The 14,244-nt window shown below is 65.6% G+C and carries 13 protein-coding genes; 10 read left to right on the top strand and 3 right to left on the bottom strand.

The annotated features are described in order from the left end of the window. The 7 genes from NLR35_RS32810 to NLR35_RS32840 all read left to right on the top strand — a co-directional run. Positions 1-883 (top strand): hybrid sensor histidine kinase/response regulator (locus NLR35_RS32810; RefSeq protein WP_257170691.1); only part of this gene is annotated, 883 nt, incomplete at its 5' end. A 24-nt stretch (positions 884-907) separates the two neighbouring features. Next, complete coding sequence (locus NLR35_RS32815) at positions 908-1,381, top strand: chemotaxis protein CheW (protein WP_257170692.1); 474 nt, start codon at positions 908-910, stop codon at positions 1,379-1,381. Between the two features lie 30 nt (positions 1,382-1,411). Further along, positions 1,412-1,801, top strand: a complete 390-nt coding sequence (locus NLR35_RS32820) for a PleD family two-component system response regulator (RefSeq protein WP_257170693.1) — start codon at positions 1,412-1,414, stop codon at positions 1,799-1,801. 30 nt (positions 1,802-1,831) lie between these two features. Beyond that, on the top strand, positions 1,832-2,695 hold the full coding sequence (locus tag NLR35_RS32825) for a protein-glutamate O-methyltransferase CheR (RefSeq protein ID WP_257170694.1): 864 nt from the start codon (positions 1,832-1,834) through the stop codon (positions 2,693-2,695). Between the two features lie 35 nt (positions 2,696-2,730). Next, positions 2,731-3,054 (top strand): PilZ domain-containing protein, encoded by a 324-nt coding sequence (locus NLR35_RS32830; protein ID WP_257170695.1) that lies wholly within the window; start codon positions 2,731-2,733, stop codon positions 3,052-3,054. Between the two features lie 196 nt (positions 3,055-3,250). Then, positions 3,251-3,760 carry a response regulator gene (locus NLR35_RS32835; RefSeq protein WP_257170696.1) on the top strand — a complete coding sequence of 170 codons (510 nt, stop codon included), beginning with the start codon at positions 3,251-3,253 and terminating at the stop codon, positions 3,758-3,760. A gap of 455 nt (positions 3,761-4,215) precedes the next feature. Then, positions 4,216-4,851 (top strand): response regulator transcription factor, encoded by a 636-nt coding sequence (locus NLR35_RS32840; RefSeq protein ID WP_006612093.1) that lies wholly within the window; start codon positions 4,216-4,218, stop codon positions 4,849-4,851. Positions 4,852-4,903: 52 nt separating this feature from the next. On the opposite strand, the gene NLR35_RS32845 is transcribed toward NLR35_RS32840, so the two are convergent. Continuing rightward, positions 4,904-8,515: a PAS domain S-box protein gene (locus tag NLR35_RS32845; RefSeq protein ID WP_257170697.1), complete on the bottom strand. Its 3,612-nt coding sequence runs from the start codon at positions 8,513-8,515 to the stop codon at positions 4,904-4,906. Then, positions 8,496-8,930 carry a response regulator gene (locus tag NLR35_RS32850; protein WP_257170698.1) on the bottom strand — a complete coding sequence of 145 codons (435 nt, stop codon included), beginning with the start codon at positions 8,928-8,930 and terminating at the stop codon, positions 8,496-8,498. The genes NLR35_RS32845 and NLR35_RS32850 overlap by 20 nt, the downstream gene beginning before the upstream one ends. 459 nt (positions 8,931-9,389) lie before the next feature. Between NLR35_RS32850 and NLR35_RS32855 the strand changes: the two genes are divergently transcribed. After that, on the top strand, positions 9,390-11,585 hold the full coding sequence (locus NLR35_RS32855; protein WP_257170699.1) for a methyl-accepting chemotaxis protein: 2,196 nt from the start codon (positions 9,390-9,392) through the stop codon (positions 11,583-11,585). A gap of 28 nt (positions 11,586-11,613) precedes the next feature. On the opposite strand, the gene NLR35_RS32860 is transcribed toward NLR35_RS32855, so the two are convergent. Further along, positions 11,614-12,324, bottom strand: a complete 711-nt coding sequence (locus tag NLR35_RS32860; protein ID WP_257170700.1) for a GntR family transcriptional regulator — start codon at positions 12,322-12,324, stop codon at positions 11,614-11,616. Positions 12,325-12,448: 124 nt separating this feature from the next. Between NLR35_RS32860 and NLR35_RS32865 the strand changes: the two genes are divergently transcribed. Both NLR35_RS32865 and NLR35_RS32870 read left to right on the top strand, forming a co-directional pair. Next, complete coding sequence (locus NLR35_RS32865) at positions 12,449-13,480, top strand: ABC transporter substrate-binding protein (RefSeq protein WP_257170701.1); 1,032 nt, start codon at positions 12,449-12,451, stop codon at positions 13,478-13,480. Beyond that, positions 13,480-14,244, top strand: a complete 765-nt coding sequence (locus tag NLR35_RS32870; RefSeq protein ID WP_257170702.1) for an ABC transporter ATP-binding protein — start codon at positions 13,480-13,482, stop codon at positions 14,242-14,244. The genes NLR35_RS32865 and NLR35_RS32870 overlap by 1 nt, the downstream gene beginning before the upstream one ends.

Consider the following 14,244-nt stretch of genomic DNA (forward strand, 5'->3'; position numbering starts at 1 on the left):
GACGGCCTCGCAGGCGGTCGCCGACGAACATGCCGCGCATCATGCCATCGGCGGTGAGCAGCTCACTTCGCTCCTGGTGTTCCGCGCCGGCACGGCGCAGCCCAAGGCAGTGCCGCTGGCGCTGGTCACGCGGCTCGAGGAGATCGCGGCCGACAAGATCGAGATCTCCAACGACCGCTACATGGTGCAGTACCGTGATCAGCTGATGCCGCTGGTGCAGATGGAAGGCGTCTCGGTGCAGACGACGGGATCGCAGCCGATCCTGGTGTTCGCCGACGAGACCCGCGCGATGGGCCTCGTGGTCGACGAGATCATCGACATCGTCGAGGAGCGCCTCAACATCCAGGTGTCCGGCGCCAGGGACGGCATCCTCGGCTCGGCCGTGATCAAGGGCCAAGCCACGGAAGTGATCGACGTCGGCCATTTCCTGCCGATGGCCTTCGCCGACTGGTTCATCCGCAAGGAGATGTCGACGGAATCGCTGACCCAGTCGGTGCTGCTGGTCGACGACTCGCCGTTCTTCCGCAACATGCTGGCGCCGGTGCTCAAGTCGGCCGGCTACAAGGTGCGCACGGCTTCGTCGGCGCTCGAGGGCCTGGCCACGCTGCGTTCGGGGCACACCTTCGACATCGTCGTCACCGACATCGAGATGCCGGAGATGAACGGCTTCGAGTTCACCGAAGCCATCCGCGCCGACCAGAACCTGCAACAGCTGCCCGTCATCGCGGTGTCGTCGCTGGTGTCGCCGGCGGCGATCGAGCGCGGCCGCCAGGCCGGTCTCTACGACTACATCGCCAAGTTCGACCGTCCGGGTCTGATCGCGGCGATGAAGGAACAGATCGAGGAACGGGCGCGTGCCGAAGCCAATCGGCGGGCCGCTTAACACGACGGGCAGGAGTAGCGCGCGATGAGCAGCAAGATCGAAACCACCGAGGGCGCAGCGTCCGAATTCGTGACCGCCGTGATCGGCGGCCAGCTGTTCGGCCTGCCGATCTCGCGGGTACAGGACGTGTTCATGCCGGAGCGGGTGACGCGGGTGCCGCTGTCGTCGGCCGAGATCGCCGGCGTCCTGAACCTGCGCGGGCGCATCGTCACCGTCGTCGACATGCGGGCGCGGCTCGGCCTTGCCCGCGCCGATGACGGCAAGCCGCCGATGGCGGTCGGCGTCGACCTGCGCGGCGAGTCCTATGGCCTCCTGATCGACCAGATCGGCGAGGTGCTGCGGCTGCCCGAGGCGGGCCGGGAGGAGAACCCGGTCAATCTCGATCCGCGCATGGCGAAGTTTGCGGGCGGCGTACACCGCCTCGACGGCCAGCTGATGGTCGTTCTCGATGTCGATCGCGTGCTCGAACTCATGCCCAAGGCGGCGATCGCCGCCTAGCCCGTCAACCGTCTCATAGGAGAGACAACAATGAAAACCTGTCTGGTGGTGGATGACTCCAGCGTCGTGCGCAAGATTGCGCGCCGCATCCTGGAGGAGCTGGGTTTCTCGGTAGTCGAGGCGGAGGATGGCGAGCAGGCGCTGGAGCTCTGCACCAAGAGCCTGCCGGACGCGATCCTGCTCGACTGGAACATGCCGGTGATGGACGGCTACGATTTTCTCGGACGTCTGCGCCGGATGCCGGGCGGCGAGACCCCCAAGGTGGTGTTCTGCACCACCGAGAACGACATCGACCACATCTCGCGCGCGCTCAATGCCGGCGCCAACGAATACATCATGAAGCCGTTCGACAAGGAAATTGTCGCCGCGAAATTCCAGGAAGTCGGTCTCATCCAGGCGCTCTCAGCCGAATCCGCCTGATCCCCTTCGTCTGCCCAGAAGAGGCCGTCCGTGAACCAGCCAGATTATGAATTCCTGCGCAAGCTGCTTCGAGACAAGTCAGGTCTCGACCTGTCTGCCGACAAGCAATATCTGATCGAGAGCCGCCTGCTGCCGCTCGCGCGCAAGGCCGGTCTCGCCAGCATCAGCGACCTCGTCCAGAAGCTGAAGGACGGATCGAGCACGCTCATCAGTCAGGTCGTCGAAGCGATGACGACCAACGAGACGTTCTTCTTCCGCGACAAGGTTCCGTTCGATCACTTTCGCGACGTGATCATGCCGGAGCTGCTGAAGGCGCGCGCCAATCGCAAGTCGATCCGGATCTGGTGCGCGGCCTGTTCGACCGGCCAGGAGCCGTATTCGCTGGCGATGTCGCTCAAGGAGATGAGCGGCGCGCTGAGCGGATGGCGCGTCGAGATCGTCGCCACGGACCTGTCCCAGGAAGTGCTCGAGAAATCCAAGGCCGGCCTCTACAGCCAGTTCGAGGTGCAGCGCGGCCTGCCGATCCAGCTTCTGGTCAAGTACTTCAAGCAGGCGGGTGAGCTCTGGCAGATCAATTCCGACGTGCGCGGCATGGTGCAGCACCGCCAGCTCAACCTGCTGCACGACTTCTCACAGCTCGGCACCTTCGATGTCGTGTTCTGCCGCAACGTGCTGATCTATTTCGATCAGGACACCAAGATCAACATCTTCGGCCGGCTCGCCAAGCTGATGGAGCCTGACGGCTTCCTGGTGCTCGGTGCGGCGGAAACGGTGGTCGGTCTCACCGACGTGTTCAAGCCGCTTGCGGACCGTCGCGGCCTGTATCGTCCGAGCGGGGTGGCTTCAACAGCGAAGGCGCCGCTTCCGGGCGCCAGGGTCGCGGTCGGCAACTAGATCTCGCCGTCACGGCGCCAGAGCAGGACACAAAGATGTCTGAAGAGAACAAAGGTACGGAGCGCGTCACTTTCAGCCGGGGCTACGATGTCTGCATCATGGGCATCGACGGCACCTGGCGGCGCGATTGTCAGCTCAACGCCATCTCTGACAACGACGCGGTGCTGACCGTCGAGGGCTCGATTCAGGGATTGAACCTCAAGGAGTTCTTTCTGCTGCTGTCCTCGACGGGCCTCGCCTACAGGCGTTGCGAGCTGGTTCGGGTCAACGGCGCCGAGATGGACATTCAGTTCATCAAGGGGAAGAACAAGAAGAAGCGCGGCGGCGCATCCGCCGGCCAGGAAACGACCGTCAACTAGTTCTCCTGTTTGAGGTCCGGCGGATCGTCCGCGGCCTGCGTGTGACGAGTCCGGCACGGAGCGATGGCGCGACGAACTGCCCAACCTCCTGCGCAAGGCCTAAGTGAGCAGGCCGTTTTTCGGACACGGCTTTTACTTGGCCGCAGGATCGGATGTGTATGACGATGAAGTCAGTCAATTTTGCCAGGAACGACCAATGTCGGTCATGAGTTCGGAACCTGCGACCAGCCGGTCAGGGGCTGTTGAGGAAGGCGATCGGCGCGCCCTCCAGCTTCTGGTCGTCGATGACGACGCGGCACAGCGGACGTTGATCGCGCTGGCGGCCAAGCAGGCCGGCCATGCGGTCACCGTCGTTGCCACCTGCAATGATGCCATCCGCGAAGTGCGCGACAAGCGCTTCGATTGCGTGACGCTCGATCTGATGCTCGAGGATGGAGACGGCACCGAGGTTCTCAAGGCGATTGCCGACAGCCGCTTCGCCGGCTCCGTGATCGTCATCAGCGGCATGGATGCGGCCCGACGCATCGCGGCCCGGCTCTATGCCCGCTCGCTCGGGATCGATCTGCAGAGCCTGCCGAAGCCGGTCGACCTCGCCGCATTGCGCATCTATCTCGCCAATCTCGGCAAGACGGCGCTCGGCCTGCCGGTGGTTCACACCTGGGGCGGGGTCGCCGCCGAAGGTGTTGCCGCAAAGCATCGGTCTTGAAGCAGACGACGTGGCCCGCCTGGGGGGGGCCGCGAGTCGTAAAAGATAGGCAACGCTGCGACCTCATCGCAGCGTGATCAAAACAAGGGCAATGCAGGCGGGCGTTCCTGCCCCCTGTGTCGAATGTCGTGCAGAAATCCAATCAGCCACAGCACGGGTCATCGACGGGAACGCGGCAGCCATTGCCGCGCGCGCACGATGCTCGCTGCTTCGGTTTGACTTCGATCATGATCGCGCCGGCGCCGATGTGTTTTGCAGGGCAGCATGCGATCCACAAGGACTGCCTTGTGATCGTGTTCAGATCGTGTTCTCGTGATGGCGGTTGCGATCCGCAGCTACTACTTGTGGGTTCAGGTCATAAGCCGTACAAATACGGGTGCCCAAAACACCGCACGAGTATGGTATCATAAAACGCGCTTTCATTGTTTCTTCTCCCTTTGCAAGAGCACTCGCCCATGGCCGAACAAACAACTTCCCGCGGTGAGATTTTTGTCGTCGATGACGACCCAGCCGTGCGCGACACCCTGTCGATGGTTCTGTCGGCGGGTGGATATGAGGTGATCTGCTTTGCGGATGGGGCCGCGTTGTTGGCGGTGGCGCGAAGCCGGACGCCGTCCTGCATTCTGCTCGACGTGCATATCCCCGGAAAATCCGGGCTCGACATTCTCAGGGAACTGCACGGCGAGGACTATCCGGCTCCGATCTTCATGATCTCGGGCCAGGGCGATATTCCGATGGCGGTGAATGCGATCAAGAACGGCGCGCTCGATTTCATCGAGAAGCCGTTCCGCGGCAGTGAGATCGTGGCCCGCTTGAACGAGGCGATCGGCGCTTTTGCGCGGCGGCAGAAGGAGAACGCCTCGCCGAAAATCGGATCGCTGCATTTCCCCGGCCGCGAGCCGTTGACGCGGCGCGAGCGCGAAGTCCTGGAGCAGTTCACGGCGGGAGCCTCCAACAAGGAGGCCGGGCGCACACTCGGCATCAGCCCGCGCACGATCGAGGATCACCGCGCCAACATCATGAAGAAGCTCGGCGCGCGCAATGCGGCTGACCTCATCCGCATCGTGATGACCGCCTCGCGCGCCAATTGAGACCAGCAGCAGGGCTGCCGGCGAACTGGTTGTTGTCGCCGGCTCTGCCGCGTCAAGCGTTGTTCGTCGCGAGCGCCTTGCGGACCATCTTGGCCAGCTCGGATTTGCGATAGGGCTTCGGCAGCAGCAGGATCCCTTCGTCGAGACGGCCGTGATGCACGACGGCATTCTCGGTATAGCCGGACGTGAACAGCACCGGCTGGCCAGGGCGGATCCGCTGGACCTCGGAGGCGAGCTGGCGCCCGTTCATCGTCCCCGGCATGATGATGTCGGTGAACAGCAGATCGAAGCGCTCGCCGGCATGGGTGATCGCGAGCGCCTCCGCAGCGTTGCCGGCCTCGAGCGTGGCATAGCCCAGCGCATGGAGCTGAGCGAGAACATAGCCGCGCACCAGCCGATCGTCCTCGACCACCAGGATCGTCTCATGGCCGCCTTCGATGGCCGGCGCGGTTCCCGTTGACGACACGACGGCGCCGTCGCTGCCGGGCGGCAGGTACATGCGGATCGTGGTGCCGTGCCCTTCCTCGCTATAGATCCGGATGTGACCGGCCGACTGTTTCACGAAGCCGTACACCATCGACAGGCCGAGGCCGGTGCCCTTGCCTGGACCTTTCGAGGTGAAGAACGGATTGAAGACCTTGTCGATGATCCCGGCCGGAATGCCGCTGCCGCTGTCGCTCACCGCGATCATCGCATAGCGGCCCGGCCTGACGTCGTCGTAGAGGCTCGCATAGTGCTCGTCGAGATCGGCCCACCCCGTCTCCAGGATCAGTTTGCCGCCGTTCGGCATGGCGTCGCGGGCATTGAGCGCCAGATTGATGATGGCCGTGGCGAGCTGGTTCGGGTCGACATGCGCGACGCAGGCTTCGTCCTGGAACACGGACTCGATCTCGACCTGCTCGCCGAGCGTCGGCCGCAGCAGCTTGGCGGTGTCGATGATCAGCATATTGACGTCGATCTCGCGCGGCTGCAGGGGCTGTCGGCGTGCGAAGGCCAGCAGGTGCTGGGTAAGATCGGCGCCGCGCGCGGCGGCCTCGTCGATCATCCGGGTGATCGCGGCCAGCTGCGGTTCCTTCGCGACGGCGGCGGCGAGGATCTCGATCGTGCCGGTGATCACGGTGAGAATGTTGTTGAAGTCATGCGCGATGCCGCCGGTGAGCTGGCCGATGGCCTCCATCTTCTCCGACTGGCGGATCCGCTCCTCCGTCGCGATCTTGTCGGTCAGGTCGCGGAAGAAGCCGTTGAGCACGAACCCATTGCGGGTCTTCAGCGCGGTGACGCTCAGCTCCGCCTTGAACTCGCGGCCGTCGCGCCGCTTCACCATGACTTCGCGACGCCGGCCGCTTCCGAGTGCAGAGGCTTGGCCGGTCATCACGATCCGGCCAAGTGCGGCGCGCAATTCCTGGCCCTCACCCTTGACCGTAATGATGTCGAACACGTCCTTGCCGACGATCTCGGCGCGTGACCAGCCGAAGATCTTCTCGGCCTGCGAGTTCCAATTCAGGATGGCGCCCTTGTCGTCGACCTGTACGAAGGCATCGAGCGCGGTCTCAATGATGTTTCGGGCGAGCTGCTCGCTCTCGCGCAGGGTCTCCTGCGCGAGCCTGCTCTCGGTCATGTCGTGCCCGATCAGGAAGTAGCGCTCCACCGGTTCCGACCAGTTCGATGTCCAGGACAGTGTGACCACGCGGCCGTCCTTGTGAACGTAGCGTCCGTCGGAGTTACGTGCGCGCTGGCCGAGGCGAGAGGCGCGAAGCTCCTCGCGCGCTCTGGGCAGATCATCAGGGTGGATGAAATCAGCCCCGCTGCGTCCGATCATTTCAGCCGGCGTATAGCCGAGAATGGCCTCCGCGCTGGGTGAGACCTGCACCAGGATGCCGCGGCGATCGACGATCAGGATCAGGTCCTGCGAGGTCTCGAAGATACGCCGGCGCTCTTCGGTCTGCTGTCGCAGCGCCTGCTCGGTCCTGCGGCTCTCGGTCATGTCTCGCGCGATCTTGGAGGCGCCGATGATCTGGCCGGTCGGCGATTTGATCGGAGACACGCTGAGGGAGACCAGCACCGGCTCGCCATCCTTGCGGATGCGCACGGTCTCGAAATGCTGGATCCGCTCGCCGCGCGCCACGCGCACCAGGATGTCCTGCGCCTCGGCCATGCGGTCCGGCGGCACCACGAAGTCGGCCTGCCGCCCGACGGCCTCCTCGGCGGAGTAGCCCAGCATGGTCTCGGCGGCCGGGTTCCATGCCGTGATGCTGCCGTCGAGCGCCATCGTCACGATCGCGTCGTTCGACGATTCCACCGCGGCGCTGTAGAGGCGTTCGCGCGCGGCGAAATGATCCCGCGCCGCTTCGGTGAGGTAGTGCTCCTGGACCTCGCGTTCGAGCTCGGCGGTCTTGGCGCGGACCTCGTCCAGCACGCGCGCGAAGGCGCGCGCCAGCACGCCGGTCTCGCCAACCGCCTCGAGCGGGATCTTTACCGCTTCGCCGCGGCCGACGCCTTCCACCGCCTGCGTCAGCTGGTTGATCGGCCGCGTCAGCGAGCGTGCGACCACGAAGGCGAGCGCGGCGGCGCACAGCATCGCGATCAGGCCGACCTCGATCGCGGTCTTGCGGATGGCCAGCGCCGGCGCCATGAACGCCGTGTTCGGGATGGTCTCGATCACCGCGATCCATTCCTGCCCGGCCAGCAGCGCCGGGGCGAAGGCGACGCCGCCGGGCCGGTCGGCATCGTCGTGCACGATCCGCGCAAAGCCGTCCGCTGCGCCGGTGGCGCTGGCGAGCGCCGGGAAGTCGTCCTGCCAGCGCGTTGATTGGCCGCGCTTCGAGGCGAACTCCCGGTCGGACTCGGGATGAAACAGATAGTCGCCGCGCGCATTCACGACGTAGATCTGGCCGCCCGGACGCGCGGCGTTGCGCAGATGCGCGAAGATCGGGCGCATGTCGAGATCGAGCACCAGGATCGCGAACGGCTTGCCGTCAGGCCCGAGGACGGGCGTGCCGACGCACAGCATCGGCACGCCGGTCTTCGGATCGGTCGTGTTGCCGTCGAGGACGATCGGCGAGATGCGGATGCCGCCGGGCGCAAGGCCCAGCGTCTCCTTGATGTAGTTGCGCTCGCCGCGCGCGATCAGCTCGCTCTCGGGAACGATCCGGACGGCGTTGTCCGGCCCGAGCCGGTCGACGCGGATCAGCTCGCGATAATTGTTCTCGGTGCCGATCAGGCGGATCATCGCGTAGGTCGGCTTCGCCTGCAGCTCGGCGAAGTAGCGCATCGCGACGCGCTCGCGCCACGACTGCGCGGGCAGTCCTTCGCGCGGATCGGGAATCCCGGTCTTCAGCGTGCGGATGAGAGTCGCGAGGTTCGGGGTCGAGCGATAGGCGGTGAGATCGTTGCGCGCGCTGCCGACATAGTTCTCGAGCTCGGTCGCCATTAGCCGCGAATGCGATTCGATGCGGTCCAAGGCGCGCGGCAGCAGCGCCCGCTCGAGGCTGCGGTAGCCGAGCCAGCCGACCGCGAACACGGCGATGGCGACCAGCAGGATCATCGCAATCGCCAGCCGCGTCGTCAGCGTCATGCGGCGGCCGAGGCCGACGGCCTCGCTCCCGCCGCGGGCGCCGCTCATCGAGGGTGCGCCGGTTCGGCTGTCAGGAGTTCGGAACAGCATCTTGGCCTGGCCGGGGTGGAGCAGCCTGATGGCCTGCCGAGGCCAGGCAATCGGAAACCATGGTCAGCAGGGTCGCTGGTTTGAACGGTTTCGGCAATGCGGACACGGCTCCCAGCTTGGTGGCCATGGTAAGATAATCGGGCTCCGCGACCGCGCTCGGGGTCTGCGGCCGTCCCGAGGTCATGATGATCGGAACGTTCGGCGCCCGCTTGAGGATCAGGCGCATCGCCTCCAGCCCATCCATGCCCGGCATGAAGATGTCGAGCACCACCAGATCGAAGCTTTCCCCGTTGAACCGTGCGAGCGCCTTCTGGCCGTCGCCCGCAACCGTCACGACATGGCCGTGCTGCTCGAGCACGCGCTGAATCGTCAGCTGCATGACAGGGTCGTCATCCACGACCAGTATCTTCGCCACGCTCCGCGCTCCCCGAATGGCTGGCAGCAAGACCAACGGTCAGTTGTAAAGGTTTTGCCTAATTCGGGGCCGGCCGCAAGCGCTTCACGAATCAAGTCACATGCTGGATCGACGGCTCGGGAACGAGGCGGGGAAAGATGGGCGAAAGCCGCACATTCGGGGGCCGGGCGTCAGACGCGGCGGGCGAGCTTGCTCGGAACCAAGCCCTGCCTGCATTTGAGGCACTCGCGCCGTAGTTGTACGGCCGGAACCCTTCACAGTCGCTTAATGCGGTCGATAGAAAAGTCGAACAAGTTCCCGTCGTGCTTGTGCTCGGCCGTTGAAGCCGAATGCACGGCCCCCGGAAGCACATTGTCGAAGACCTGCGATTTGGGATGGGATCGCCGGCAAGCGAGGACGATTGCGTGAGTTGGCCGCTGCGGCCATGCGCCGGGCGGTCTGGAATTTTTGGGGGATACAATGTTTGGCTTCGTTTCCAATGTGAAGATCCAGAGCCGGCTGCTCGCCGGCTTTGGTCTGATCTGCATGTTGCTCGCATGCGCCGTCGGCTACTCGGCCTGGGCCGTCTCGGACGTCTCGGACAAATTCCGCAAGATCGTCGATCTCAGATCGCCCGTGGCGATCAGCAGTACCCAGCTGGTGGCCGATCTGCACGCGACGCTCGCGGCGCTCCGCGGCTATCTGCTCACCGGAGATCCCGCCATGAAGCAGCGCCGCGCCGCGCTGTGGACGGAGTTCGACAACACGATCCAGCAATTCGACCGTCTGGCCACAGGCTTCCGGGTGGCGGAGAACCGCGCATTGTGGGACCAGGCCAAGCCGCTCCTCGCGGAGTTCAGGGCCGCCCAGGACAAGGCCGAAGCGGTGGCCTTCACGGCTGAGGCGTATCCGGCGACGAAGCTGCTCGGGGCTGAAGCCTCGCCGCTGATCGCGACGATGTTCGCAGAGGTCACCAGGATGATCGACGAGGAGAACGGACTCGAGGCGACGCCCGAGCGGAAGCGCCTGTTGAAGACGATGGCCGACCTGCGCGGCAATCTCGCCGCCGCGGGCTCGCAACTCCGCCTCTATGTCGCCTCGGGCGATGCCGCCGATCGCGACAGGTTCGCCGGCCCCTACACCAACTACAAGAATGCGGTGGCGACCGTCGCCGCGCAATCCGGCCTGCTGACGCCGTCACAGAAGGTGGCCTTCGACAAGATCGCCAAGGCGAGCGAGGCGTTCGCGCCGCTGCCGGACAAGATCTTCGCGATCCGGCAGTCGCCGCAGTGGAATGCGGCCGTGTTCATGCTGGCGACCGAGGCGGCGCCGCGCGCCAACAGGCTTCTCGAACTGCTGGACGGCAAGAGCCGCGCCGATGGCACGTTGGGCGGCGGGCTGAAGACCAACCAGCAGGAGGTGCTGGTCAAGGATTCTGCCGATGTCGCCGCGACGATCCAGGGCTTGCTGTTCGCCGAATGGACGCTGCTGGCTGTTGGTCTCGCGCTGGGGGTGGGGATTGCGATCGCCGTTGCGCGCTCGATCACGCGGCCGATCCGGGAACTCGTGACGGATTCCACCCGGTTGTCCGACGGCGACACGACGGTCGCGTTCAAGACCGCCGACCGCGGCGACGAGATCGGCGACGTCTCGAAGGCGGTCGCGAAATTCCGCGACAATGTCATTGCCCAGCAGCAGGCCTCGGCCAACTATGTGCGCGAGTCCGAAGCGCGCGAGGCGATGAACCGCAACATGGAAGCGGCGGTCGAGGCGTTCCGGATCAAGTCGACGGAGCTGTTGTCCGAGGTCGACGACAATGTCGGCGTGATGAGGAACACGGCGGAGTCGCTGACGGGGATCGCGGGTCATGCCACCGATCAGGCCGCGTCCGCGGCAGGCGCGTCGGAAAAGACCGCCGTCAACGTGCAGACGGTCGCTGCCGCCGCGGAGCAACTGACGAGCTCCATCGTCGAGATCGGCCGGCAGATCGAGCTGTCCAACGCCACCGTGCGCAACGCCAATGCCACGACCGCGCGGTCGGAGGCCGAGATCGAGGGACTCGCCCAGGCGGCGCAGAGCATCTCGACCGTGGTCGACCTGATCCAGGCCATCGCGGCGCAGACCAATCTGCTGGCGTTGAATGCAACCATCGAGGCGGCGCGCGCCGGCGAAGCCGGTCGCGGCTTCGCGGTCGTGGCGCAGGAGGTGAAGTCGCTGGCCGAGCAGACGGCCAAGGCGACCCAGGAGATCAGCCAGCACGTGCAGGGCATCCAGAGCTCGACCAGCAACGCGGTCTCCTCGGTGAAGGAGGTCTCGACGGCGATGCGGCAGATGGCCGACGTGACCACCGCCATCGCCAGCGCCGTGGAGGAGCAGGGCGCCGCGACGCGGGAGATCTCGCACAACGTCCAGATGGCGGCATCGGGCAGCAAGATCCTGGCCTCCAACATCTCCACCGTCAGCGCGGCCATCGAGGAGACCAGCCAGTCGGCGGACAGTGTCCGCAATGCGTCCAGCAACGTCTCCCGCGTGGCCGAGAATCTCGCGGCGGAGGTCCAGGAGTTCTTCGTCCGGCTGCGCAGTGGCGCGCTCGACCGGCGCGTCGCGGAGGATCCAAATTACCGCGGCCCTGAACGTCGCGCCGGCACCGGGCAGGGGCGCCGGCGGGTGGCCTGACATCTGCGGCGCTAGCCTCCGCGCGGCGCTAGCCGCTGAGATAGTCCGGCCAGAGGCTGCGGATGGTGGCGAGATCGCTCAGCGTGCCCGTCAGGTGCTCGCGCAGGTGCGCCTGCGCCTCGTCAGGCTGGCCGGCCGCGATGGCGTCGACGATCTGCTTGTGGTGGCGCAGGATGGTCTGCCCCTTGCCGGGCGAGGGCAGATGCAGCCGCCTGAGACGGTCGATATGACCGCTGCGGCTGCGCACCAGCGTCCACAGCTCGTGCTTGTCCGCGGCGGTGTAGAGCCGTTCGTGGAACGCGTTGTCGACCACGGTGAAGGACGCGAAATCGCCGTCCTTCGCATAGCGCCGCTGCTGGGCGATCAGCGCATAGAGGTCATCGGTCGGAGCGGCGGCCGGCGTCAGCGCCAGCAGGCGGACGATCTCGAGCTCCAGCGCCTGCCGCAGGAACTGCGCCTGCTGCGCCCGGCCGACATCGATGCGGCTGACCAGCGTCGCATGCTGCGGGAAAACGTCGACCAGCCCTTCCTCGGCCAGCCGCATCAGCGCGTCGCGGATCGGCGTCGAGCTCAGGCCGAACTCGGACTGCAGCGCGGTCCGCGACAGCGAAGCCCCCGGCGGCAGCGCCAGCCCGATGATCTGGTCGCGCAGTCGCTCGAACACCTGCGGGGCGGCGCGCCGGCTCGGGTCGAGCCGTTCGGGCGGGACGGTGGCAGGTGGCGTTGCGGGCAGGGCCATCGGGGCGGACGTCCGGCTGGAATATCGCAGGCGAAGAACAGCGCTTGTCAGAGATGCACTAATGCATTAGTGCATCTGATGCCGGGCCGTCAAGAAGCCGCCGGCGTGCGAGGAGGGATGTCCCATGTTTGAGAAGTTCGGGCGCTCGGCCACACGGGCCGCCGGTCTGCTGGCCACGCTGCTCGTCGCGGTCACCTGGAATGGCCGGGCGGATGCGCAGCAGAAGACCGAGGTGTCGCTGTCACGCCAACCCGGCATCTTCTACATGCCGAGCCATATTATCGAGAAGCAGAAGCTGATCGAGAAGCATGCGGCCGCGCTCGGCCTGTCCGGCGTGACCACGAAGTGGCTGACCTTCTCCGGCGGTGGCGCGCAGACCGACGCGCTGCTGTCGGGCAGCGTCGACATCCTCAACACCGGTACCGGCAATCTGCTGCTGCTGTGGGACCGCACCCGCGGCGGCGTGAAGGGCATCGTCGCCACCTCGGCGCAGCCGATGACCCTGATCAGCCGCGATCCCAACATCAAGTCGATCAAGGATTTCGGCCCGACCGACAAGATCGCGGTGCCCACGGTGAAGGTCTCCACGCAGGCCATCGTGCTGGAGATCGCGGCCGCCGAGGCGTTCGGCGCCGACCAGTGGAACAAGCTCGACGCCAACACGGTGCAGCTCGGTCACCCCGACGCCTACACCGCGCTGACCAATCCGCAGCACGAGGTGCACAACCACTTCTCCATCCCGCCCTACACGTTCCTCGAACTGAAGAGCGTGCCCGGCGCGCATGTCGTGCTGAATTCGCCCGACGTGATGGGCGGGCCGCTCAGCCAGGCGCAGTTCTTCACCACGACGAAATTCGCCGACGCCAATCCGAAGATCATCCAGGCCGTGCGTGACGCCACCAAGGAGGCGCAGGACCTGATCCGCAGCGACACCAAGACCGCCGTCGAGATCTACAAGGAGATCACGGGCGACAAGACCTCGGTCGAGGATCTGCTGGCCTGGCTCAAGGAGCCTGGCATGATGGAGTGGAATCTGGAGCCGCAGGGCACGATGAAGTTCGCGGCGCATCTCGCCAAGATCGGCACCATCAAGGCCCAGCCCAAGGCCTGGACCGACTATTATCTGCCGGTCGCGCATGACCTGAAGGGCAACTGATGTCCGCGCTCCTCGATGTCGATGGCGTCACCTTGCGCTACAAGACCTCCAGCGCGGTCATCACGGCGACCGAGCGGGTCGGCTTCTCTGTCGACCGCTCCGATCGCTTCGTGCTGCTCGGCCCCTCCGGCTGCGGCAAGTCGACCTTGCTGAAGGCCGTCGGCGGCTACATCAAGCCGAGCGAAGGCCGCATGCGGATCAACGGCCGCGAGATCACAGGTCCCGGCGCCGATCGCATGATGATCTTCCAGGAGTTCGATCAGCTGCTGCCGTGGAAGACCGTGCTCGCCAACGTGATGTTCCCGCTGCTGACGGCGCGGCGCATGCCGCGCAAGGAGGCCGAGAGCCGTGCTCGCGCCTATATCGAGAAGGTCGGACTGACGCGCGTCGTCGACGCCTATCCGCACACGCTATCCGGCGGCATGAAGCAGCGCGTGGCGATCGCCCGGGGCATGGCGATGGAGCCGGACATCCTGCTGATGGACGAGCCGTTCGCCGCGCTCGACGCGTTGACGCGGCGAACCTGTCAGGACGAGCTCCTGCAGCTGTGGGGCGAGACCAAGTTCACGGTCCTGTTCGTGACGCATTCGATCGCGGAAGCGATCAAGATCGGCAACCGCATCCTCTTGCTGTCGCCGCATCCCGGCCGGGTCAAGGCCGAGGTGATCGACGTCGACAAGGTGTCTGCCGATGACGGCAGCGCGGCGCGGCTGGAGAAGCAGATCCATGATCTGCTGTTCTCCGAACCCGCAACGGCGCATTGA

The organism is Bradyrhizobium sp. SRS-191, assembly GCF_024586915.1.
GTDB lineage: Bacteria > Pseudomonadota > Alphaproteobacteria > Rhizobiales > Xanthobacteraceae > Bradyrhizobium.

Bases quoted from the DNA above. Each gene is read 5' to 3' on its own strand.
- NLR35_RS32815 (WP_257170692.1), top strand. From the start codon at position 908: ATGAGCAGCAAGATCGAAACCACCGAGGGCGCAGCGTCCGAATTCGTG.
- NLR35_RS32820 (WP_257170693.1), top strand. From the start codon at position 1,412: ATGAAAACCTGTCTGGTGGTGGATGACTCCAGCGTCGTGCGCAAGATT.
- NLR35_RS32830 (WP_257170695.1), top strand. From the start codon at position 2,731: ATGTCTGAAGAGAACAAAGGTACGGAGCGCGTCACTTTCAGCCGGGGC.
- NLR35_RS32835 (WP_257170696.1), top strand. From the start codon at position 3,251: ATGTCGGTCATGAGTTCGGAACCTGCGACCAGCCGGTCAGGGGCTGTT.
- NLR35_RS32840 (WP_006612093.1), top strand. From the start codon at position 4,216: ATGGCCGAACAAACAACTTCCCGCGGTGAGATTTTTGTCGTCGATGAC.
- NLR35_RS32845 (WP_257170697.1), bottom strand. From the start codon at position 8,515: ATGCTGTTCCGAACTCCTGACAGCCGAACCGGCGCACCCTCGATGAGC.
- NLR35_RS32855 (WP_257170699.1), top strand. From the start codon at position 9,390: ATGTTTGGCTTCGTTTCCAATGTGAAGATCCAGAGCCGGCTGCTCGCC.
- NLR35_RS32860 (WP_257170700.1), bottom strand. From the start codon at position 12,324: ATGGCCCTGCCCGCAACGCCACCTGCCACCGTCCCGCCCGAACGGCTC.
- NLR35_RS32865 (WP_257170701.1), top strand. From the start codon at position 12,449: ATGTTTGAGAAGTTCGGGCGCTCGGCCACACGGGCCGCCGGTCTGCTG.
- NLR35_RS32870 (WP_257170702.1), top strand. From the start codon at position 13,480: ATGTCCGCGCTCCTCGATGTCGATGGCGTCACCTTGCGCTACAAGACC.